A 22,234-nucleotide genomic window follows, 5' to 3' on the forward strand; every position below is an offset into this window, starting at 1 on the left:
ATGCAACGCAACAAGAAGAGTATTCTAAATGCAATATCTGCCGTTTTGCTTACAGTGTGTAATGGTTTAATTGGCATAATATCGGTTAAGTTTATTTTAATATTTTTTGGATCAGATTTTAACGGCTTAAATTCTACAGCGAGTCAGTTAGTCAACGTTCTAATGATATTTGAGGGCGGTTTTACCATTGCGACCAATGTAGCTTTATTTAAGCCTTATATTCAGAAAGACTATAATAAAATTAACTCAATTATAACCGCTACTCGTAATACTTTTAAGAAGATAGGTATACTGTCCTTTGTGGCTGGGGTGATTTTATCCTTCGGATATAGCCTCATAATAAATACGGATTTAAATCGCGTTCTGGTTTTCGCAATATTTCTGATGACAATCCTACCTGTCTGCTTCAATTTTTACTATACTACTAAATATAGAATACTTTTACAAGCAGAACAAAAGGAATACGTTATTTCCTTAATCACTCTGGTTACAACATCCTGTGGTTGGATTATCAATATAATTGCAATGTCATTAGGGTGCAGCATGTGGTTTATTCGTTTTTGCCTAATGATTTTTTCTATAATTAATAGCATAGCCATTGGTGCTTATGTTAAGAGGCATTTTTTGTTTTTGGACTTAAAAGCTACACCTAATTATAAAGCAATACAAGGCACTAGGGATGTTTTTGCACAAAAGATTACAAGTGTTTTTTATTCTACTGCTCCTATTATTTGTATTACTATAACAGCAGGAGGCACTCTACTAGCAAGTGTGTACGCAGTTTATAACAGTGTTTTTGTTTTGCTTAAAGGAATTCTGCATGCTGCTACGGATGCACCGAGATTGGGGATTGGAGAACTTGCAGCTCAAGAAGATAGAAACAGAGTATGGGATGTTTTTCAGCAGTATGAACTAGCCATCGTTGTTTTATTATTTGTGTTTCTAGTGACGGCCTCAGCGTTGATTATGCCTTTTATAAAAGTATATACAGCGGGAGTTACAGATATAAATTATGAACAGCCGTTAATTGCAGTTTACTTAGTTTCTATTTGTTTTTTTGAACTCATTCATATACCAAGTGGCCATTTGCTAAATATGACAGGTCATTTTAAGATTTCTAAATATTTTCAGATTATTGCATGTGGAATTATCTGTATTGGATTTGTTATTACTATTCTATTAAAATTGAGCATATATGGGATTTTATCATCGATGCTAATAACAGCGATTAGCCTAAGTTTTATGGAAATAGGATATATCCACGGCAAGTATTTTGAGAAAAAGATAGTATCATTTTTAAGATTAAGCATTCCCTATTTCGTCATTGCAATATTGGTTATAGTTGCAGAAATAAAAGTATTACCTATAATGGATGGATATATTAAATTATGTATCTGGGGAGCGCTTATATTTATAATTAACTGTTTAATTGCCGGTATCATTTCCTTTACTATAAATTATAAATGTTCATTAAAGATAAGTCAGCGCATATTGGGCTTGTTTTTAAGTCGCGTAAAAAAACACTAGATTGGATACTGATTTATACCGTTGCAACTTTCATGCCACTATGTTGATGTCTATAATAGTTATCGCTTTAATACGTCTTGAAAACCTATGGAAAATGCTTCCCTTATGGTAACAATTGAACTATTATACAGTTATCATAGGAGAAGCGTTTTTGTGTTCAGTAGTCTATACAGAACATGTGATCTCAAAAAAGTTTAGATTTCATTCTTTAATTTACAAGTCTCTCCTGACGTGGTATAATTGTCAATACGTAGGTTATGCTTATGTAACAAATGAAAGGAATAGGGCGCGATGAAAGTTCTAATCATGTCAGACATACACGGCAACAGAGCAGCGTTACAGGCGGTGCTTGACAATACAAAGAAAGAAACCAATATTCAGGCATGTATTCTGTTAGGGGACATGATTGATTATGGTATGCATTCCAATGAGGTAATCAATATGGTGAAGGGCCTGCCATATCCCATTCTATGTAACATATGGGGGAATCATGAGAATGCTATATCAACCAATCGATATGCTCGATTTTCATCTGATAGAGGACGCGAGTGTGCTAAGTATACGAGAAGTGTATTGACCGAGGATTCATGGAATTATATTCTAAAAACAATGACATGCAGGGGGAGTGCAGAGTTTACCTGTGGTTCTAAGCGGTGTCTTGCAGTGCATGGAAGCTTAGAAGATCAGTACTGGAACAGCATAAAGCCAGACCAGGAGTTGAGTGGATATCAGAACTATGATTATGTATTCTCAGGGCATTCTCATCTTCCGCATCTTTTTGAAAAATACTATCAGACGGAGGATAGAAGAAGGAGGAACAAAAGAAAAGTAATCTTCATCAACCCAGGTTCAGTGGGACAGCCTAGAAATCTCAATCCTATGGCACAGTATGCTATTTTGGATATGGAGACAGAAAGGGTTGCGTTTGAAAAGGTGAAATACAATATTGAAGAAGAACAAAGGGCCTATCATAGGCAGGTGGATGATTTTTATCGAGAAAGATTGGAGGTTGGAGTATAATGAATTTATATGTGATCAGTGGTGTAACGGGGATGACCGGGAATGAGCTAGCAAGGAAACTCATTATTTCGGGGAATAGAGTAATAGGGTTTGACAATTTCTTTGCTTCTTCCATAAAGTCGGTGGAGGACTTGATGGGGAATCGTAACTTTTCTTTTTATGAGTATGACCTGAACTCGAAAGAGCAGATGGAAGATATAAAGACAGTAGTTTTGTCCACCAAAGATAATTGCGATGCGGTGATCTATATCAATTGTGCGGCGGTTGTCCACACAGAACATTTTTACCATATAAACCGTACATTTGAAACCAATGTGATCGGGATGAAGTCCTTTTTAGACCAGGCGATTGAAGTTGGAGCTAAGACGTATATTAACTGTTCTACCTCAGAAGTCTACTCTATGAATTCATGGGGTGAAGGAGGGGTTTCAGAAGCAGATTATATAACGATGGCAAATGCGGAACACAGCCAGCGGACAAGTTATGCGACAGGAAAACTTCTAACAGAATTTTTCATGAAGGATGCTGTGGATGAGGGAAAAATCAATGGATGTTCCATCCGCTTTGCCAATGTATACAGCAAGAATGAATTGTATCCGAAACATATCATTCCGCATATTTTGAATCAGCTTAAGGCAAATGGCTGTGTAGAATTATTGGAGAATTCAAAGGTAAATTATAGAACATTTCTTCACAATGAGGACAGCTGTGCAGCTGTAATTGCCCTGATGGATTCGCAGAGCGCTTTGGACGGGACGGTATACAATGTAGCGACAGATGAAGAGATATCCATCCTTGATCTTGTGGCACTGTGTGCAAAAAAATTAGGAATCAAAAATCCGAAGATTGAATTTAAGGGATACCGTGCATCCGACCCGGTTAGGCGCCTACTGAATACTGAAAAAATAAGAACAAGGACGAATTGGAGGCCGCAGATTGATCTAAGGAAGGGAATCGATATGTGTGTCGAGGCGATGAGAAAATGAAAATATTAATTCTTACTGTGGCGGGATTGTCAACTCGATTTAGTGAGTCCATCGGGGAACCTTGTCTGAAGTGTATTTTTTATAGAAATAGTATTAAAGAGTCGTTATTATATAGGATGCTCCATCAGAAAGAGGCTTTTGACAAATATGTCATCGTGGGCGGATATATGTTTGAACAGCTTAAAACAACACTCGAGAATGATTTTACGGAAATCCAGGACAAGATTATTTTGATCAAGAACGACCGATATTCAGATTTCGGATCTGGATATAGCCTTTTTCTTGGCCTACAAGCGGTGATGGATTTAGATTTTCAAGAAATAGTCTTTGCCGAGGGGGATTTATATGTTGACAGCGATAGCTTCCAGGAGGTCTGTCATGCCGTCAATAATGTGATTACGTATAATCGAGAGCCCATACTTGCTAATAAGGCGGTCGCTTTTTATTATGATTCCGAGTACCGAATCCATTATATCTATGACACACAGCACAGTGCGCTGAGAATACAAGAGCCCTTTATCGGCATCTTTAATTCCGGCCAGATTTGGAAGTTTGTGCAAAGAGACCGAATTCGAGATATTGTTGAGACTCTAACAGAGGCTGAATACAAAAAAACGAATCTTGTTGTGATTCAGAAGTATTTTGGCAGTCTCGACAGAGAACAGTATGATATGGTAGAATTAAAGGAATGGATCAATTGCAATACAATAATAGATTTTGATAAAATACCATTATAAAAGGGAAAAATAAATGAAAAATTTAAATGAGAAATTAAATATACTGAGAGATGTCATGGCAGAGAGAAAAGTCAGAATTATGATTATGGGTCTTGGCAGTGTGGGCTCGTATTTGTTAGATTATCTAATGTCCACCGCTGATGCTGACATTGAGCTTTATGTGGCGGGCAGAAACAGTGAAAAAATGTTGTCCGATATTAATATAGTTCGAGTTGCATCTGCAATTCGAGGTCAGAACCGAACAAATGTAATTCTGGTTGATCATGTGGATTTGAATGAGGTCTCCTCTATTGAGGACTGTATCAAAACGTATCGGCCCGATATTATAGTAAATAGTAGTAGGGCATATTCAGGCCTAAAATATGGCAGTATTTCTTGGAAAAATATCAGAGCCTACGGAATATGGGCTCCGCTCGCCATCAAGTATATTAAAAATATTATGGAGGCATATGAGGCGGCGGATAGCAATGCGATTGTCATTAACACATCCTACTCAGATGCCGTCATTCCATGGTTGAAATCAGCAGGAAAAGCATACCCGGATTTTGGAAGTGGCAATATTAATCATTTAATTCCAAGGATTCAATTTGCCGTAGCCGAAAAGTATGGGATTCAAGATGCATGGAATCTGGATGTAACATTTGCCACAAGTCATTTCCATGACGTGGTGATAAGCAAGGAAGGGCAAACGGAACAGGTCGATCAGCTTATCGATATCCGCTATGGAGGAGAGAAGCTGGAGCCGGATATGGATGCCATATTTTCCATGTGCAAGATTGCGATGCCTGTAGATGCAAAGCGGAATATGATGAATGCTTCCAGTAATTTTGAAATCATTGAGGGGATCTTATCTGCGATTAGGGAACGAAAGGCTGTGAAATTGCATTGTCCGGGGGTTTTTGGTGAAATCGGGGGGTACCCAGTTGTGATTGATGGAACTGTGGATACAATGCGCGCCTATATTGACGAAGAAAGGTTTGATATAGACAGTATGCGCAAAAAAAATAGAGAATCCATCTATCTGGACGGGATCGAGAATGTGGTGGATGGAGTCTTATATTATACAGATGAATTGGTGGATAAAGTGCGGAAGGCATTTGGAGTTTCTCTCACAAAAGCGGTTAGTTTTGAGAAGATTGAGGAGGTCGCACAGTTTCTGATTGCAGAAGTAATTGAAAAGAATAAATAACCATAGGAGATTGAATAAAATGAAAAAGGTGTACACTTGTTTTTGTACAGACGTAATTCATGAAGGACATCTCAATATCATAAAAAATGCGCAGCAGTATGGAGAGGTGATCATAGGCGTACTCAGCGACGAGGCGATGGTGAAATTTAACCGTTTTCCAACGATTAGCTTTGAAGAACGTATTCAGATGGTCAAGGACATCGAGGGCGTTAGCAGAGTCGTGATCCAGAATGAAATTATGTATGATGCGGTTATCGCAGAGATACAACCGGATTATGTGATACATGGCGATAATTGGACAAGCGGTCCAATGAAAGCCATTCGAGATAACGTTGTCGCCCTGTTGAAGGAATACGGAGGGCGTGTGATCGATGTCCCTTATACGTACAATGACAATGTTAAGCGCATTGATGATCGGCTGAAAGAAAGGTTAGCGATGCCGGAGCTTCGCAGAAAGCGTTTAAAACAGCTTTTGTGCTTGCGACCTATTGTGAAGACGATCGAGGTTCACAATGGCCTGACTGGCTTGATTGCGGAGAAAACAATCGTTGAGCATGAAGGGGAATTTGATCAGTTTGACGCCATGTGGATAAGCTCACTCTGTGATTCGACCGCGAAGGGGAAGCCGGATATAGAATTGGTCGATATGACATCGCGTTTTCGGACAATTGATGATGTCATGGAAGTTACGACGAAACCCATTATTTTTGATGGGGACACCGGTGGATTGACCGAGCATTTCGTTTATACAGTCCGCTCACTTGAAAGAATGGGCGTTTCTGCTGTTATTATTGAGGACAAGACAGGATTAAAAAAGAATTCATTATTTGGAACAGAAGTGGAGCAAGTTCAAGACACCATTGAGCATTTTTCTGAAAAAATTGCAGCCGGCAAAAAAGTCCAGCTGACAGATGACTTTATGATCATTGCGAGGATTGAGAGTCTAATCTTAGATCAGGGAATGGATGACGCGATGAACCGCGCTATGTCGTATGTTAAGGCTGGAGCCGACGGAATTATGATTCATAGCCGTAAAAAATCGCCAGATGAAATTCTGGAGTTTTGTGATCGGTTCCGTCTTGAGGATAAAGAGACGCCAATTGTTGTTGTCCCCTCATCATTCAATTCTGTTAAAGAGTCAGAGCTTGCGGAACATGGAGTGAATATTGTAATTTATGCCAATCAGCTTACACGAAGCGCATTTCCCGCCATGGAACAAACGGCAAGGGATATTTTAAAGTATCATCGCGCACTGGAGGTTGACTCAAGATTAATGCCGATCAAGGATATAATTTCATTGATCGACGAACTATAATGTGCCAAAACGCAGGAGGGCAGAGAAAACGTGGATGTCAAAGAGCTAATCGAGTCGATCGGCGCTGAGTTTTATACGGGCGTTCCAGACTCTCAGTTGAAGGCTTTATGCAATTACCTGATGAATACTTATGGAATCGATCCGCAGCATCACGTAATTGCCGCGAATGAAGGGAATTGTACTGCGCTGGCAGCCGGATACCACTTGGCCACAGGCAAAGTCCCAGTGGTGTATATGCAAAATAGTGGTATAGGCAATAGCATTAACCCGGTGGCATCACTGTTAAATGATAGGGTATATGCGATCCCCTGCATTTTTATGGTGGGCTGGCGGGGTGAGCCGGGCGAACACGACGAACCGCAGCATATCTTTCAAGGAGAAGTTACGATTCGATTACTGGAGGATATGGGAATTACGGTTTATGTCCTTGATAAAACCACCACACAAGCCGATATTAAGGCACAAATGGTGAGATTTCGTCCACTTCTGGACCAAGGGAAGAGTGTAGCCTTCGTCGTTCGCAAGAATGCATTGCAGTATGGCGAAAAAGTGGATTATCACAATGATTTTGCGATGAGACGGGAGGAGATCATTGAGCACATCGCACGCATTGCGCAGCGGGACATTATCGTTTCGACCACTGGTAAAGCTTCGCGGGAGTTGTTTGAGATTCGAGAAAGGGAGGGAGAGTCCCATCAGTATGATTTTCTTACGGTGGGTTCCATGGGGCACAGCTCTTCGATAGCACTAGGCATCGCATTGAACAAACCGAATACGAAGATCTGGTGTATCGACGGGGACGGCGCTGCGTTGATGCATATGGGAGCAATGGCGGTGATCGGAGCGAATAAACCAGAGAATCTGGTTCACATTGTCATCAACAATGAAGCCCATGAAACGGTGGGGGGAATGCCTACGGTAGGGGGACATATGGATCTGGTGAAGATTGCGGAGGGGTGCGGTTATCTCCATGCGCTCTGTGTCGAAGACTTACAGAGCCTGGATACAGCGCTGGCTGAGGCTAAGAAGGCCAGTGAACTGACGTTTATTGAAGTCAAAGCTGCCATTGGAGCGCGAAGTGATCTAGGCAGGCCAACGACGACTGCGAGAGAAAATAAGGAAAGCTTTATGAAGTACCTGAAGAGTTGATCGTTATGGGTAATTTTCTTAAATTTTTATAAAGATGTAGGAACCCTTCTACACAAGTGGTATAATAGAAACGATAGAGGGGGTTTTTTTGTTTGACAGTCGCTCAAGGCGTAATACAATACGACTTTGATAAATAATACGGAGGGGATACAGTGGAAGAAATAGAATTTCATGAGTTACGAAAGCTGGAATTAGATATACTCATCGATTTCGCTGAGTATTGTGATAAGCATGCTCTGCGCTACTATCTTTACGCTGGAACATTATTGGGAGCTGTTCGACATAAAGGATTTATTCCATGGGATGACGATGTCGATGTGATTATGGCAAGGCCTGATTATGAGCGCCTGTTTTTACTTATACAGAAAGAGCCGGTTGGTCCTCATCTGAAGCTTTGCGATTACAGGAATTCAAAACGATGTGTCTTTCCTTTTTATAAGTTGATTGACACCCGTACAGAGGGATTGGAGCGCAATTTCCGAGAGGAGTTTCGATCAGGCGTCTGTATTGATATATTCCCTGTTGATGGGGTTCCATCTGGCAAGCTACAGAGGGAGTTCTTCTTTTTTCGAACGATGTTGAAGAAGAAAATTCTTTACTATTGCATTCATGAATTTAACCCTGATGCTGGTGTGATACGAAAAATTCGTCAAACTCTGTTTTACTATATATTTCGAAATATGGACCATAGAATAATATGCAAAAGCTTAGAGAAATGCTCAAAAAAATATGATTTCGCTAGCAGTAAAGAGATAGCGGTTACTGCATATGGCGATGGAAAGAGAGAGATTGTAAGCCGGCATGTATTGGAGGGGGATACTTGGATGGACTTTGAAGGCCACTCCTTTCGAGTTCCCGCAGGATACAAGGAATGTCTGCAAAGCCTTTATGGAGATTATATGCAATTGCCGCCGGAGGCAGCACGAATACCGCAACATTCCTTCCGGGCATGGTGGAAACAACACAGGAATGGAGAAGGTGCCAGGCGGAATGAGTAGCATAAAACATTTTTTTAAGTCATCGATCGTCTATTTCATAGGAAATGTATTGACCAAAATAATGTCCTTCTTTCTACTGCCGTTATACACCTACCGGATCAGTACGGAGGCTATGGGATACTATGACCTTTCGACCTCATACTTGAATATTTTGATTCCCGTTATCTGCATGGAAATCTGGACTAGTATTATGCGGTATATGTTTGATTACTATGAGATTAGGGGTAAGTATAAGGCTATTTTCAATGGGTTATTGATCTTCGGCGGTTCAGTGGTATTATATACATTGCTCTTTGTCGTTCTGGGACTGACCAGCGATATCCAGTGCCTCATCCTAATTTTTTTCTATGGCATTTTTACAATGTTACAAAATATTTATACATCAATAGCCAGAGGGCTGGAATACAATACAACGTTTGTCATATCTGGTATTGTTGGCAGTCTAGTTAATTTCCTTTCGAATATCATCATGATTCTGGGATTGAACATGACATTAAATTCGCTGTATATTGCCATGATCATTGGTCTAGTGGTTCAGATATTGATCTTGGAGGGGCGAATCCATCTGTTCCGGCATCTCTCAGTTCAATTGTTCGATTGGGAGTTGTTAAAGAGTATGCTGCGCTATTCTATACCTTTATCGGTCAATTCCGCGTGTTTCTGGTTTCTGACCAGTTATAATCGTGTAGGTGTATCCAATGAACTTGGACTCAGCGCCAATGGCATCTACAGTGTTGCGGCAAGATTTACGTCAGTTCTGTCCTTGGTATCCACATGTTTTAATATGGCTTGGCAGGAGCTCGTATATGCCAAAGGAAGCGATGGAGATAGGGCTTCATTCTATAGTGAGGCATCCGATTATTATATACAGTTTTTACTAATAGGAATCGTTCTATGTATACCGGTGGTGAAGGTAGTTTTTCCCTTTATGGTTGCTCCCGAGTATGAGGAAGCATTTACGTTTATTCCTCTGTATCTGCTTGCTACAGGGGCTAGTATCTTCAGCAGCTTCATCGGAAATATTTTTTGTGCAGAAAAAGAGACAAAGGTTATACTTGTATCGACACTGGCCGGTGCAGTTGTCAATGTAGGAATTTTGCATGCTTTTATCGGCAAGATTGGCATCCAAGCCGCAAATGTCTCTTTGTTGTGCGGTTTTCTGGTTAATATCGCGTTCCGCATATTTTTTCTGCGCCGGTCTCTTGCCTACCATCTGAAATGGGGAAAAATCATCCTGCCGGTTCTAATATTTGGAGTGGCATGGTTTCTGTACTTGACACAGGGGACGGTGGTTAATATTTTGTTTGCGGTTATCATCGTCATAGTGTTTGCCTTTTTATACCGGGATATTGTAGTAAGGTTGTTAAAAGGGCTTAAGAGTAAAGCAAAAAATAGAACGAATTAGAGTAATATTGGATCGTGGGGGTTATAGAATATGGCTTGGATCATGAATGACTGTATAATACTTTTTTTTCTTTTATCTTTATGCTATTGCTATCGGAAACAAAAACGAGAGGGGCTCATCTTTCTCGCCACAATAGGCTATTGCTGTCTGCCAGTGCTGCGAATCGGAGAGGCTGGTTTCAACTCAGCATACTGCATTACGGCACTCTTAGTCTGTTTTGCCATTATCGAGCTTGTTAAGACAGGATGGAAATTGCAAAAGCTACAGTTGCGATACGGTGCCTGTATGGTAGGTGCGATTCTCGTGACAGCCCTAGGTTGGCTTCTAAATGGGAATCCAAAGGGAACGGATATCGTTCACTTTATCGGATTGGCCCAATATGTACTCGGTGTTCTCTGTCTCAGTATATTCATCAAACAGATACCGAATGATTCACAGCGGTGGCGGATTATGGTTTACGGGATTGGCATTATAACCGCTATCAATATGGTTTTTACCGTGATTCAGTTTGCATCGTTTACTTTGGGACGTGATATTTTAAGCGTGTTGTATGCATATCCAGGGAAACAGGGACCTCTGAATGACATGATTGAGGTACAGTATTTTTCTAGAGCATTTGGGGCGAGCTATTCGCCGTTAGTTCTGGCGTCCATTGTCCTTTTGTCCTGCGGCATTATTATGGGACAGGTAAACCAGCCCTTCAGCTGGAAGTGGATTCTTCTATTTTCTATGACCCTTATGCTAGGATTTTTAGCTTTTAGCAAAACGGTTATGCTGGGAATTCTGATTCTTTTAGTGATATTCGCAGTTTGTCTCGTCGTCAGCTCTGAGCGAAGGAGATTGTTGCGAAGATTTGTTCCCTATGCCATCGCCACAGTCGCTGTCGCAGTGCTAGCGGCTGTCATTGCCATAGCAATCGGATTGAAAAGCCAAGTTTCGTACTATTATGGATATTATTTAAACCCCTTGGAGGCTTTTGACAGCCGGTATGGAAATTTAACCAATACACAAGACAGAGAACCGGATACCACAGATATCCTCGACTCAGAAGAAACGGGAAATATGGCCGACGTTTCAGATATTATAGCAGAACACCCCATAATCGGAGTTGGACCGGCACCGGTAGAAGGAGAGTTTTTAGGCGATTCTCAGATTATGACGGTTTTACACGACGGAGGAATACTGGCCGCGGTCTGTTATGGAGGCTGCTATCTCTGGCTGGTTATCGGTTGTATTCGAAGAAAAGAGTATAGCCGGGTGCTGATTATCGCAGGGTTGGCCATTGCCTGCGTATCGATTCCGGTTTTGACCTATGGGCTCAGCATTCCGTTTGTGGCGTATTGTTTGTCGGCTGATGTACAGGAAAAGGAAAAACGCCAGCCGGTTCGCCTGGGAGGCGCGAGATGAATATCATATATCTGACATCCTTAACCCCATATGGCAAGGGAGAATCCTTTGTCCTGAATGAAATTGACGCTTTGCAAGCGATGGGGCATCGAATCACGATCATTCCCATTCGCCCGGGAACGGACCTGGAGGTTCCGGGATACACAGTCTTTCGCTGCTCGGCTCACGGATTGAGATGTTATGTTGGCGCGGTTCAGACCCTTGTGAAAAATCCGGTTCGCTCTTTGACTGCATGCTGGAACATGCTGTCGAAAGCCGGTTCTTTTGCAAAAGCGTGTAAAAATTTATATTTTTTTCCGAAAGCGCTAGCGGTGGCCAGATATTTGTCAGAAGATGGCACCATCGACTTTATTCACTCCCATTGGCTGGCCACAGTTTCAACCGTTGGCTATATTGTATCGGCTATCACAGGGATTCCTTGGGGGATGACTGGCCATCGGTGGGATATATACGAGAATAATGCCGTTCGAAAAAAAATAGAAACGGCTTGTTTCCTACGCACCATTGATCAGAGGGGGAAGCGGCACATTTTGCCACTCATATCAGAGGAGGACAGGAAAAAAGTAATGTGTATCCATTTAGGTATCCAGATCCCTTCTCTTCAGAAAACGAAGAGGAAGCATCAAAATACGATTTTTCATGTTTGTATGCCTGCTTTTTTTGTAAAGGTTAAAGGACATCGGTATGTTGTGGAAGCGTTTCGCATTTTAAAACAAAAGAATATCCGGGATATTGACTGTACTTTTTGGGGGGAGGGAGACCTGAGAGAGTCAATAGAAAACCAAATCGTGCGGGAAGGTCTACAGGATTGGATCAAAATAGGAGGATATATTGAAAATAAAAAATTGTTAAAGGCGTATGAGGAGCGACGATATGACGCGGTTCTACTGCCAAGCTTATCATTATCGGCGCAAGAGCATGAAGGGATTCCAGTCAGTCTCATGGAGGCTATGGCGTATGAGATCCCGGTCATATCGACCAATACGGGCGGGATCCCAGAGCTTCTGTCCAAAGGGGCGGGTATTATGATTGAGCAAAAAAGTCCGATTGCAATTGTTGAGGCATTGCTGCGCCTAAAGGAGGATCAAGAATTTTATGCTGCCGTGTCGCAAAAGGGTAGAGAACGGGTGTCTAAGGAGTTTAATAACGAACTAAATACACAGAGGCTTTTACGGTATTTTCGAAAGCCTAGCATGTCCAAAAGGAGAAGACCATGAAAACAAGAGTTGTTCAGATGATTCCAACGCTGGGCAGCGGTGGTGCAGAACGTTTAGTGATGGATATTGTAAGATATATAGATCACTCGGAGTTTGAAGTATCACTTGTGTCTCTATATTCCAAGGAGCAGACAGCGGAGATCTATAGAACCTTTTGCAGTGACCACAACATCCCGATTTATTATCTAAATAAAAAGCCGGGATTTGATCTGCGTATGCTTTATAAGCTGGTAGCATTATTTCGAAAATTGAAGCCACACGCGGTTCACACCCATTTATACGCTGGGATTTATGCGGTCATTCCGAATTTGTGTTGTTGCATTCCGGTTCGTCTTCATACGATTCACAATGTGGCAGAAAGGGAACTTCCGGCAATGCATAGAAAAATTATGCGGTGGGCCTATCATCACAGCGGGACCCATCCGATTGCAATTTCGCCCCAAGTGAAGAAAACGATACAGGAGCAATATGCGCTGCCAAGCAAAAAGATTCCCCTTATCTGTAACGGAATCGATACAATGCTCTATCAAAGAGAGAAAAAAATAGTTGAATCATTAGAGACTCGATATATCTGTGTCGCTCGTTTTTCACCACAAAAAAATCATGCCATGTTGATAGAGGCGTTTGCATCTGTGAAGTCACAGATAGCGAATGCAAAGCTGTACCTGGTGGGCGGCGGTGAATTAGAAGACCAGATTTGCGCACAAGTTAACCAACTGGGACTACAGGAGTCGGTTATATTGACCGGTGAGACCAGTGATGTAAAGCAATATCTGTCATCATGCGACGTTTTTGTGATGGCGTCGGACTACGAAGGGTTACCTCTATCTATGTTAGAAGCGATGGCAATGAATCTTCCTGTTGTCTCAACTAAGGCGGGGGGGGTTGTCGATATTGTGACTCATGGCGTAGAAGGATATCTAGTGGATATCGGAGACGTACAGGCCCTTGCCGCTAACATGATCACACTACAGGACAGAACTCTGCGCGAATTGTTGGGAGCCAATGCGAGAAAACGAGCGGAAAAGTATGATATACGATGTATGGTTAAGCGATATGAAAGGATCTATAGGAGCCAAAAGTAGACGGTACGTATCATAAAATTAATATTCTAGAGTCTTAATATTTTATTACATTTGGAGAATTTCATTTTTTTTGTAAATGGACAGTGTTATAATACTAATATTTATGTCTGGATTATGATCAGAATATCCTATATAGGAGAAGCTAGCAGGTGTTAATGTGAAATTAAATAGTCGAAAGTGCCTCATGATGGGGGCCGATGTAGCTGTGGTTCTAGTCGTCTTTGCTATTATTTCATTGCTATTTGGTTATACCTTGAATTTACGACAGATTGGAATTTTAATTTTTGTGATAGTGTTGCAAGAGACCCTCTTTGTAGTTATGGGTATTTATACAATTTTATGGAGATATGCGGAGGTTCTTGACTATTTTCGCTTAGGATGTATATGTTTATTTTCGGGTGTCGTTTTCTTTATATGTGATGTATTTGTAGCAGAGCCGAGATATGGTGGGGTTGCTTGTATTTTCTTTATGCTACTCAATGCCAATGCTATCATCTTTCTTAGGGTTCTGTATCGGTATTTACAGTACAAGGTCCGAAAGGGAAATATAACAAAATGTGAAAATCAACCTGCCGTGGCGAAGCGGTTGCTCATTATAGGAGCAGGGACAGCATCGATTCATGTCTTTAGGGAGACTAGGACAAGCCAAACCGGTTATATCCCCGTATGTTTTGTTGACGATGATCCCAATAAAATCAATCGAAGAGTCAATGAGGTGCCGATTGAAGGGCCTAGTGACAGAATTCCGCAACTGTGCAAAAAATATAGGGTCGACGTTATTCTATTTGCGATTCCCTCTTGCGGGGAAGAGAGGCGTAAGGAGATCCTGAGCATTTGTTCTACAACAGGCTGTGAGGTCAAGACGCTGCCATTTATCCATGAAATCGTCTTTCATTCGGGTGCAGGCTTATTTGAGCAAGCCCGCAAGGTGAAGATCGAGGATCTTTTAGGTCGAGCGACGGTGGTTTTTGACGACCAATCCGTTCAAGCGTATATTCAAGAAAAAGTCTGTTTGATTACAGGCGGAGGGGGATCGATTGGATCTGAGCTATGCCGGCAGATTGCAAAATATAATCCTAAGAAATTGATTCTTGTTGATATATATGAAAATAATGCATATGACATTCAGCAAGAACTAATTCAACGGTATGGAAACCGATTGCAGTTGTGTATTGAGATTGCTTCTGTTCGAGATCGTAGCAAAATGGAGTGCCTATTTCAAACGTATAAGCCCGAGATCATTTTTCATGCGGCGGCGCATAAGCATGTGCCTCTCATGGAGACAAATCCCGAAGAGGCAGTCAAAAATAATGTCATGGGCACATTCATAGTCGCATCATTATCCAATGAATATGCAGCTCAAAAGTTTGTCCTCATTTCTACGGATAAGGCGGTCAATCCGACGAATGTCATGGGAGCGACGAAGCGATGCTGTGAGATGATTGTACAATACATGGCACAGCAACGGACCCAGACAGAGTTTGTGGCAGTTCGATTTGGTAATGTTTTAGGTTCAAACGGGTCAGTTATCCCATTGTTTAAGCGAGAGATTGATAACGGAGGCCCGGTAACGGTCACGCACCCGGATGTTATTCGTTACTTTATGACAATACCCGAGGCGGTGTCTTTGATTCTGCAGGCTGGCCATATGGCGAAGGGCGGCGAAATCTTCGTTTTAAATATGGGAGAGCCCGTGCATATTTTAACCCTGGCAGAGAATTTGATTCGATTGTCTGGTTTTGAGCCATACAAAGATATTGAGATCCAATTCACGGGGCTGCGGCCAGGTGAAAAGCTGTACGAAGAGCTCCTTATGAATGAGGAGGGACTCAAACAGACCAACCATAAACGGATCTTTATTGGAAAACAGATCAAAATCCAGGAAGACGAATTTTTGCACAATTTATGTGGTTTAAAGGAGGCCGCCGATCACAATGACAAGGGCCAAATTTTAGATTGGCTTAAGGTACTGGTGCCTACCTTCGATCACAATCGCGATTTAAATACGTCACAGATTCTGAATTGGAGAGAAGAACATGAAAGTTGAATTTTCACCCCCGGATATCACAGAATTGGAGATCCAGGAAGTTGCCGACGCACTGCGATCTGGATGGATTACGACAGGAAAGAGGACGAAGCGATTCGAAGATGAGATTGCGAGATATTGTGGAACGGAAAAGTCAGTTTGTTTAAATTCTGCAACGGCCGCTCTAGAGTTGACTTTGCGTATACTGGGTATCGGGCCCGGCGACGAGGTTATCACATCAGCATATACCTATACTGCGACGGTCAGTGTCATATGCCATGTTGGGGCGAGGCCTGTTCTTGTGGATGTTAAGAAAGATTCCTATGAGATGGATTATGACCAAGTTGAGCAAGCAATCACGGAGAAGACAAAAGCCATTATCCCAGTTGATCTAGGCGGAATACTGTGCGATTACGATAGAATTTTTTCTATCGTCGAGCAGAAGAAACCAATATTTATTCCCCGTCATGCGATGCAGGAAAAATTTAATCGAATTATAGTGATTGCAGACGCGGCCCATGCATTCGGAGCAACAAGAAAGGGCCTTACCTGCGGAAACATAGCGGATTTTACTTGCTTCTCTTTCCATGCAGTGAAAAACTTGACAACAGGCGAAGGCGGCGCTGTCACTTGGCGGCATATTACCGAAATTGACAGTGATGCCTTATACCGGCAGTACATGCTGTACTCATTGCATGGTCAGTCAAAGGATGCGCTGGCGAAAACGCAGCTGGGGGCATGGGAGTATGACATTATGCTGCCGGGGTATAAATGTAATATGACGGATGTGACTGCCGCTATAGGTCTTGTTCAGCTTGCGCGATATCCAGAGATGTTAGAAAAACGCCGTAAAATCATATCGAGGTATCTTGTGGGTCTTGGAGAAAGAAACCTTCAATTTGCACCCCATTACACCAGCTCATCAACGAGCTCCGGGCATTTATTCCTTGTTCGGATGGAGGGACAACAGCGTGAGATTCGGGATCGGGTGATTCAGGATATGGCGAGCAAAGGCATTTCCACGAATGTCCATTATAAGCCATTGCCGATGCATACCGCGTATAGACGAATGGGTTTTTCTATTGATGAGTATCCCAATTCATACCGTCAGTTTGAAAATGAGATAACGCTTCCCCTGCATACGAAATTGACCGATGAAGAGGTTGAATTTGTAATTGATGAATTTACAGAAATTATCCAAAGAATTGGATTATAGATGGATGGAGGCGCGACCCGTTGAAAAAGTGGAATGAACTGCCGCACGCCATGCAAAATCAGCAAGTATACCAATACTACGTTGGTTTAAAAAATAAGAAAAACCAATTGCGATGGAAGCGCAGATTTGACATAGGAATTTCGTTTTGCCTATTGGTGATATTGTTTCCCGTTATGCTTATCATTAGTATTTTAATCGCCACAACCTCAGAGGGGCCTATATTATTCCGTCAAAAGCGGGTGACGCAATATGGGAGAATTTTTACGATTTATAAGTTTCGGACTATGGTGAATGACGCGGAACGGCTAGGAACTCTTGTAACAACCAAAAACGATGCACGAGTCACTGAGGTCGGCGGTTTCCTCAGAAAATACAGATTGGACGAGTTGCCACAGCTCATCAATATCCTAAAGGGAGATATGACATTGGTCGGCGCCAGGCCCGAGGTGATTCACTACGTGAAATGCTATACGGATGAAATGAAAGCGACGTTACTATTGCCTGCAGGCGTGACCTCTGAGGCAAGTATACAATATAAGGACGAAGAAAAAATACTGTCCAAGGCTGACAAAGCAGATGAAGTCTATATTCGCTGTGTCCTGCCTGAGAAGATGAAATATAATTTAGCGTATCTAAACGAATTTTCTGTCTTTCAAGATTTGAAAGTGATCATTCACACAGTTTTTGCGCTGTTTCATAAATAAGATTTTAGGAAGGATCAACCGATGGTGAAGAGAATTTGGTTTGTCAGTCACTATGCAATGCCGCCGGCTTATGAGATGAGAGAAAAAACATTGAAGCACGCGTACTATCTTCAAAAAAAGGGATATGAGGTTACGATTGTGTCGGCGAGTACCATACACAATACGAATGTCAATCTGATGCGGAACACGTCCACACAGTATCGGATGCAGAAATACGATGGCATTCCCTTTATTCATATAAAATGTTGCGATTACCATGATCGTGGGACTGTCTGGAGAATTCTAAACCTGCTGCAGTTTGCTGTTAAATTCAGGCTCATAGGACAGAAATTTCCACTTCCGGATGTAATTATAGCGGAGGCAAACTGCATCAATTACTCTCCCATCTATTATTTTTGTCGAGACAATAAGATTCCTTTTTATGTGGATGTACGGGATTTATGGCCGGAGTCAATAGTGGAATACTTAGGTTTTTCAAAAAATAATCCAGTGATTCGCTACTTATATCACCGCGAAAAGAAAATGTACATGCGCTCAGATGGGATCATTTTCTCTATGGCTGGCGGCAAACAATATATTAAAGAAAAGGGGTGGGATACGGCTGTCCCCCCCTCCAAAATTCACCACATCAATAATGGCGTCGATTTGAAAGCATTTGAATATAACAAGGATCATTTTCAAATTCAAGATTCGGATTTAACCGATGCACATACATTCAAGGTAATCTATTGTGGATCCATACGCCTGGTGAATGGATTGGGTACCCTGGTCGATACAGCTGCTGAACTTAAGAGGATGAATCGAGGAAATATTAAGATATTGGTATATGGGGATGGAGACGAGCGCGCTAGTTTGGAACAGCGCTGTAAAAGAGAAAAATTGGATAACATCATTTTTAAGGGGTTTGTTGAGAAAAAGTATATACCATTTATTATATCCTGTGGAGATTTAAATTTTATTCAGGTTAAGCAGACCGCGATTATGCGTTTTGGAAGCAGTTTGAATAAATTGTTTGAGTATTTAGCTAGCGGCAAACCCGTGTTATCCGATTTGCAAGTTCGATATGATATCATCAAACGCTATGGGGCAGGGACGACGATGACTACCCAGGCCCCAGCAGATATAGCCAACGAGATGATTCGGTATGCCGAAATGGACCCAAAAGAATACGAAACAATTTGTCAAAATGCGCGCCGCGCAGCAAAAGCATATGACTATAAACGGTTGACAGATAAGTTAATTGCCATTATAACGCCGAAAAAGGAAGGTTGCACAAAATGAAAGAAAAATTATTAAAAAAGATTGAGGAGCGCAGCATTGTGGTCGGTGTAATTGGATTAGGGTATGTCGGTTTACCCTTAGCTGTTGAAAAAGCAAAAGCAGGCTTTAAAACCATTGGATTTGACGTCCAGCCGGAAAAAGTGCGTATGGTCAATGAGGGCCATAATTATATCGGGGATGTTGTAGATAAAGATTTGGTGCAGCTGGTGCGCGATGGTGTGCTCTCCGCAACAACAGATTTTTCATTTATCCAGGATGTAGATTTTATTGCAATCTGTGTGCCAACACCTTTGGACGCACATCAACAGCCGGATATCAGCTATGTAAAAAATAGCGCCATCAACATCGCAAAATATCTCAAAAAAGAGACAATGGTTGTCTTAGAATCAACAACCTACCCGGGGACGACAGAAGAGTTAATAAAACCCATACTTGAAGAGGGATCAGGACTGCGCTGTGGCGACGATTTTTATCTAGGATTCTCACCGGAACGCGTTGACCCAGGTAATCTCGTCTACCATACAAAGAATACCCCCAAGGTTATCGGAGCCATTGGCAGAGATGCAACGGAAGTCATCGGCGCCATGTATCGGGCTGTACTCGATGGAGGTATTTATGAGGTATCGTCTCCAGCGGTGGCAGAGATGGAGAAGATTTTAGAGAATACGTATCGCAATGTCAATATCGGGCTTGTGAATGAATTGGCGATGTTATGTGATCGCATGGGCATTAATATCTGGGAAGTCGTGGACGCGGCGAAGACGAAGCCGTATGGATTTCAAGCTTTTTATCCTGGACCGGGTCTGGGCGGGCACTGCATTCCCCTTGATCCATATTATCTTTCCTGGAAAGCGAGGGAGTACGGTTTTCATACGTCCATGATTGAAAGTTCCATGATGATCAATGACAGGATGCCGGAATACTGTGTTGACCGTGCGGCCCGAATCTTAAATCAGGATCGAAAGGCTTTAAATGGAGCTAAGGTGTTGGTGTTAGGGGTGGCCTATAAGCAGGATATTGATGATTACCGAGAGAGTCCGGCGCTGAAAGTGATCGAATGCTTTGAAAAGGTTGGAGCCGAGACGGAGTACTATGATCCGTTTATTCCGTCCTATAGATATAAAGGGGTCGAGCGAAGGGGGCTAGAAAGACTCGATGCCGAAATTTTGAAATCCTTTGATCTGACAGTCATTACCACGGCACATACAGCCATCGATTATGAGGTGGTTGCCCAAAATTCTCGCTGGGTATTCGATACCAAGAATGCCATGAAGGCTATCGTAGATCGCAAAAATATTATCTTGCTGTAAAGGATGCTGAGATTATGAAATATGCTTTGATCGGATGTGGACGGATATCGTACAATCATATAGCCGCGGCCATGGCGAATGATCTGGAGATCACAGCGGTGTGTGACGTCGTACCTTCGCATATGGAAAACAAGGTGGAAACCTTTCATCTGCCGAAAGAGGTCAAGCAATATACAGATTACCTTGAAATGTTAGAAGAGGAAACCCCGACTCTTGTCGCCATTGCGACTGAAAGCGGAAATCATGCCAGGATAGCAGTGGATTGTATCCGCCATGGATGCAATGTGATCATTGAGAAGCCGATTGCACTGTCATTACGGGACGCAGACCAGATTCTTCAATTGGCAAAAGAAAAAAATGTCAAGGTGTGCGCATGTCATCAGAATCGATTCAATAAATCCATTCAAAAGATCCGAGAGGCTGTGGAGCAGGGGCGCTTCGGCCGTATGTTTTATGGAACGGCTCATATTCGATGGAATCGAGGGCCGCAGTATTACTCCCAAGCACCTTGGCGGGGAACATGGGAGCAAGATGGAGGCGCCCTTATGAATCAGTGCATCCATAACATTGATCTGCTCCGGTGGATGATGGGGGATGCGGTAGCGGAAGTCTTTGCGTATACGGATCGCCTGAATCATCCATATATAGAGGCGGAAGACCTCGGCATTGCGTTGGTGAGGTTCCAGAATGGAAGTTACGGTATTATTGAAGGGACAACCGATATATATCCCCAAAATTTAGAGGAAACCCTATATCTTTTTGGCGAGAGAGGGACTGTCAAGGCTGGTGGGAAATCGGTCAATCGAATCGACGAGTGGAGATTTGCCGATGGAGAGGATAGCGCAGATCAGATCAAAGAGGCGTTTAAGGAAGATCCACCGAATGTCTATGGCTTTGGGCATACCCCATTATATCGGGATGTGATCGATGCGGTTTTGCAGGACCGTGCGCCGTATGTTGATGGCTATGCGGGCAAGCGGGCGTTGGAGTTAGTTCTGGCCATTTATAAATCCGCGCAGGAGAAAAGGCCGATTTCACTTCCCCTCGCGGCGGCAAGCACAGAAGATTGGATTGGACGATTCCCTAAATGAATACGTATTTCGTACACGAAAGCAGCTATATTGATGGACAGGTGGAAATAGGAGACAGAACAAAGATTTGGCATTTTTGTCATATACAATCGGGTGCTGTTATTGGAGCAGATTGTAGTTTGGGTCAAAATGTCAATATATCCAGCCATGTTAAGATTGGAAACCATGTGAAGATTCAGAATAACGTATCAGTTTATGAAGGTGTGGAGCTGGAGGACTATGTTTTTTGCGGACCGTCTATGGTCTTTACCAATGATTTAACTCCTAGAAGCCAGTATCCGAAGGGAAGCGCTGGCTATAAAAAGACCCTGGTTAAAAGGGGAGCCACCATAGGGGCGAATGCCACAATTGTCTGTGGCATTACCATCGGAGAGTATGCCATGATTGCAGCAGGAGCTGTTGTCACAAAAAATGTAGAACCATATGCGTTGATGGCGAATGTTCCGGCAAGGCGGGTCGGCTGGGTCTGCGTATGTGGCGCGAAATTGCAGGATGATTTGGTATGTCCTCATTGTCATAGAGCATACAAAAGCGTTGGCTCAAATCTTTTCCAAATTGAGGAATAAGGTGG

Annotated in this window: 19 protein-coding genes; all 19 read left to right on the top strand. The window is 42.3% G+C overall.

What is annotated here, in order from left to right; genetic code table 11:
- The 19 genes from H8730_RS02415 (at nucleotide 1) to H8730_RS02505 (ending at nucleotide 22,229) form a co-directional block, all read left to right on the top strand.
- The gene (locus H8730_RS02415) at nucleotides 1-1,527 is read left to right on the top strand and encodes a hypothetical protein (RefSeq protein WP_249289270.1); all 1,527 of its coding nucleotides are present in this window, start codon (nucleotides 1-3) and stop codon (nucleotides 1,525-1,527) included.
- Nucleotides 1,528-1,818: 291 nt separating this feature from the next.
- On the top strand, nucleotides 1,819-2,547 hold the full coding sequence (locus H8730_RS02420; protein ID WP_249289272.1) for a metallophosphoesterase family protein: 729 nt from the start codon (nucleotides 1,819-1,821) through the stop codon (nucleotides 2,545-2,547).
- On the top strand, nucleotides 2,547-3,533 hold the full coding sequence (locus H8730_RS02425) for an NAD-dependent epimerase/dehydratase family protein (RefSeq protein WP_249289274.1): 987 nt from the start codon (nucleotides 2,547-2,549) through the stop codon (nucleotides 3,531-3,533). The genes H8730_RS02420 and H8730_RS02425 overlap by 1 nt, the downstream gene beginning before the upstream one ends.
- Nucleotides 3,530-4,270, top strand: a complete 741-nt coding sequence (locus H8730_RS02430) for a DUF6564 domain-containing protein (protein WP_249289276.1) — start codon at nucleotides 3,530-3,532, stop codon at nucleotides 4,268-4,270. The genes H8730_RS02425 and H8730_RS02430 overlap by 4 nt, the downstream gene beginning before the upstream one ends.
- Before the next feature lie 13 nt (nucleotides 4,271-4,283).
- A complete protein-coding gene (locus H8730_RS02435) occupies nucleotides 4,284-5,459 on the top strand; it encodes a Rossmann-fold NAD(P)-binding domain-containing protein (protein ID WP_249289278.1) in 1,176 nt (391 codons plus the stop codon).
- A 19-nt stretch (nucleotides 5,460-5,478) separates the two neighbouring features.
- Nucleotides 5,479-6,774, top strand: coding sequence for a phosphoenolpyruvate mutase (gene aepX / locus H8730_RS02440; protein ID WP_249289280.1), 1,296 nt, complete (start codon nucleotides 5,479-5,481; stop codon nucleotides 6,772-6,774).
- A gap of 30 nt (nucleotides 6,775-6,804) precedes the next feature.
- Complete coding sequence (gene aepY, locus H8730_RS02445) at nucleotides 6,805-7,923, top strand: phosphonopyruvate decarboxylase (protein WP_249289283.1); 1,119 nt, start codon at nucleotides 6,805-6,807, stop codon at nucleotides 7,921-7,923.
- A gap of 152 nt (nucleotides 7,924-8,075) precedes the next feature.
- The gene (locus H8730_RS02450; protein ID WP_249289285.1) at nucleotides 8,076-8,921 is read left to right on the top strand and encodes a LicD family protein; all 846 of its coding nucleotides are present in this window, start codon (nucleotides 8,076-8,078) and stop codon (nucleotides 8,919-8,921) included.
- Nucleotides 8,914-10,326 (top strand): lipopolysaccharide biosynthesis protein, encoded by a 1,413-nt coding sequence (locus tag H8730_RS02455; protein WP_249289287.1) that lies wholly within the window; start codon nucleotides 8,914-8,916, stop codon nucleotides 10,324-10,326. Before H8730_RS02450 ends, H8730_RS02455 begins: the two co-directional genes overlap by 8 nt.
- Before the next feature lie 30 nt (nucleotides 10,327-10,356).
- Nucleotides 10,357-11,733, top strand: a complete 1,377-nt coding sequence (locus tag H8730_RS02460) for an O-antigen ligase family protein (RefSeq protein WP_249289289.1) — start codon at nucleotides 10,357-10,359, stop codon at nucleotides 11,731-11,733.
- Nucleotides 11,730-12,950, top strand: a complete 1,221-nt coding sequence (locus tag H8730_RS02465; protein ID WP_249289291.1) for a glycosyltransferase family 4 protein — start codon at nucleotides 11,730-11,732, stop codon at nucleotides 12,948-12,950. Before H8730_RS02460 ends, H8730_RS02465 begins: the two co-directional genes overlap by 4 nt.
- On the top strand, nucleotides 12,947-14,035 hold the full coding sequence (locus H8730_RS02470) for a glycosyltransferase (protein ID WP_249289293.1): 1,089 nt from the start codon (nucleotides 12,947-12,949) through the stop codon (nucleotides 14,033-14,035). The genes H8730_RS02465 and H8730_RS02470 overlap by 4 nt, the downstream gene beginning before the upstream one ends.
- A gap of 187 nt (nucleotides 14,036-14,222) precedes the next feature.
- On the top strand, nucleotides 14,223-16,082 hold the full coding sequence (locus H8730_RS02475; protein ID WP_249289347.1) for a polysaccharide biosynthesis protein: 1,860 nt from the start codon (nucleotides 14,223-14,225) through the stop codon (nucleotides 16,080-16,082).
- The gene (locus H8730_RS02480; RefSeq protein ID WP_249289295.1) at nucleotides 16,072-17,277 is read left to right on the top strand and encodes a DegT/DnrJ/EryC1/StrS family aminotransferase; all 1,206 of its coding nucleotides are present in this window, start codon (nucleotides 16,072-16,074) and stop codon (nucleotides 17,275-17,277) included. Before H8730_RS02475 ends, H8730_RS02480 begins: the two co-directional genes overlap by 11 nt.
- A gap of 20 nt (nucleotides 17,278-17,297) precedes the next feature.
- Entirely contained in the window at nucleotides 17,298-17,981 is a 684-nt protein-coding gene (locus H8730_RS02485) for a sugar transferase (RefSeq protein WP_249289296.1), read from the top strand.
- Between the two features lie 21 nt (nucleotides 17,982-18,002).
- Nucleotides 18,003-19,262, top strand: coding sequence for a glycosyltransferase family 4 protein (locus tag H8730_RS02490; protein WP_249289298.1), 1,260 nt, complete (start codon nucleotides 18,003-18,005; stop codon nucleotides 19,260-19,262).
- Nucleotides 19,259-20,572, top strand: a complete 1,314-nt coding sequence (locus tag H8730_RS02495) for a nucleotide sugar dehydrogenase (protein ID WP_249289300.1) — start codon at nucleotides 19,259-19,261, stop codon at nucleotides 20,570-20,572. Before H8730_RS02490 ends, H8730_RS02495 begins: the two co-directional genes overlap by 4 nt.
- Nucleotides 20,573-20,586: 14 nt before the next feature.
- Nucleotides 20,587-21,663 carry a Gfo/Idh/MocA family protein gene (locus tag H8730_RS02500; RefSeq protein WP_249289302.1) on the top strand — a complete coding sequence of 359 codons (1,077 nt, stop codon included), beginning with the start codon at nucleotides 20,587-20,589 and terminating at the stop codon, nucleotides 21,661-21,663.
- Nucleotides 21,660-22,229 (top strand): N-acetyltransferase, encoded by a 570-nt coding sequence (locus tag H8730_RS02505; RefSeq protein WP_249289303.1) that lies wholly within the window; start codon nucleotides 21,660-21,662, stop codon nucleotides 22,227-22,229. The genes H8730_RS02500 and H8730_RS02505 overlap by 4 nt, the downstream gene beginning before the upstream one ends.
- Nucleotides 22,230-22,234 lie beyond the last annotated feature (5 nt).

Origin of the sequence: Bianquea renquensis, from assembly GCF_014384895.1 — a bacterium.
GTDB classification, from domain to species: domain Bacteria; phylum Bacillota; class Clostridia; order Lachnospirales; family Bianqueaceae; genus Bianquea; species Bianquea renquensis.

What these genes read in the sequence shown, in the direction of transcription:
- H8730_RS02415 (WP_249289270.1), top strand. Translation starts at nt 1, where the DNA reads ATGCAACGCAACAAGAAGAGTATTCTAAATGCAATATCTGCCGTTTTG.
- H8730_RS02420 (WP_249289272.1), top strand. Translation starts at nt 1,819, where the DNA reads ATGAAAGTTCTAATCATGTCAGACATACACGGCAACAGAGCAGCGTTA.
- H8730_RS02425 (WP_249289274.1), top strand. Translation starts at nt 2,547, where the DNA reads ATGAATTTATATGTGATCAGTGGTGTAACGGGGATGACCGGGAATGAG.
- H8730_RS02430 (WP_249289276.1), top strand. Translation starts at nt 3,530, where the DNA reads ATGAAAATATTAATTCTTACTGTGGCGGGATTGTCAACTCGATTTAGT.
- H8730_RS02435 (WP_249289278.1), top strand. Translation starts at nt 4,284, where the DNA reads ATGAAAAATTTAAATGAGAAATTAAATATACTGAGAGATGTCATGGCA.
- aepX (WP_249289280.1), top strand. Translation starts at nt 5,479, where the DNA reads ATGAAAAAGGTGTACACTTGTTTTTGTACAGACGTAATTCATGAAGGA.
- H8730_RS02455 (WP_249289287.1), top strand. Translation starts at nt 8,914, where the DNA reads ATGAGTAGCATAAAACATTTTTTTAAGTCATCGATCGTCTATTTCATA.
- H8730_RS02460 (WP_249289289.1), top strand. Translation starts at nt 10,357, where the DNA reads ATGGCTTGGATCATGAATGACTGTATAATACTTTTTTTTCTTTTATCT.
- H8730_RS02465 (WP_249289291.1), top strand. Translation starts at nt 11,730, where the DNA reads ATGAATATCATATATCTGACATCCTTAACCCCATATGGCAAGGGAGAA.
- H8730_RS02470 (WP_249289293.1), top strand. Translation starts at nt 12,947, where the DNA reads ATGAAAACAAGAGTTGTTCAGATGATTCCAACGCTGGGCAGCGGTGGT.
- H8730_RS02475 (WP_249289347.1), top strand. Translation starts at nt 14,223, where the DNA reads ATGGGGGCCGATGTAGCTGTGGTTCTAGTCGTCTTTGCTATTATTTCA.
- H8730_RS02480 (WP_249289295.1), top strand. Translation starts at nt 16,072, where the DNA reads ATGAAAGTTGAATTTTCACCCCCGGATATCACAGAATTGGAGATCCAG.
- H8730_RS02490 (WP_249289298.1), top strand. Translation starts at nt 18,003, where the DNA reads ATGGTGAAGAGAATTTGGTTTGTCAGTCACTATGCAATGCCGCCGGCT.
- H8730_RS02495 (WP_249289300.1), top strand. Translation starts at nt 19,259, where the DNA reads ATGAAAGAAAAATTATTAAAAAAGATTGAGGAGCGCAGCATTGTGGTC.
- H8730_RS02500 (WP_249289302.1), top strand. Translation starts at nt 20,587, where the DNA reads ATGAAATATGCTTTGATCGGATGTGGACGGATATCGTACAATCATATA.
- H8730_RS02505 (WP_249289303.1), top strand. Translation starts at nt 21,660, where the DNA reads ATGAATACGTATTTCGTACACGAAAGCAGCTATATTGATGGACAGGTG.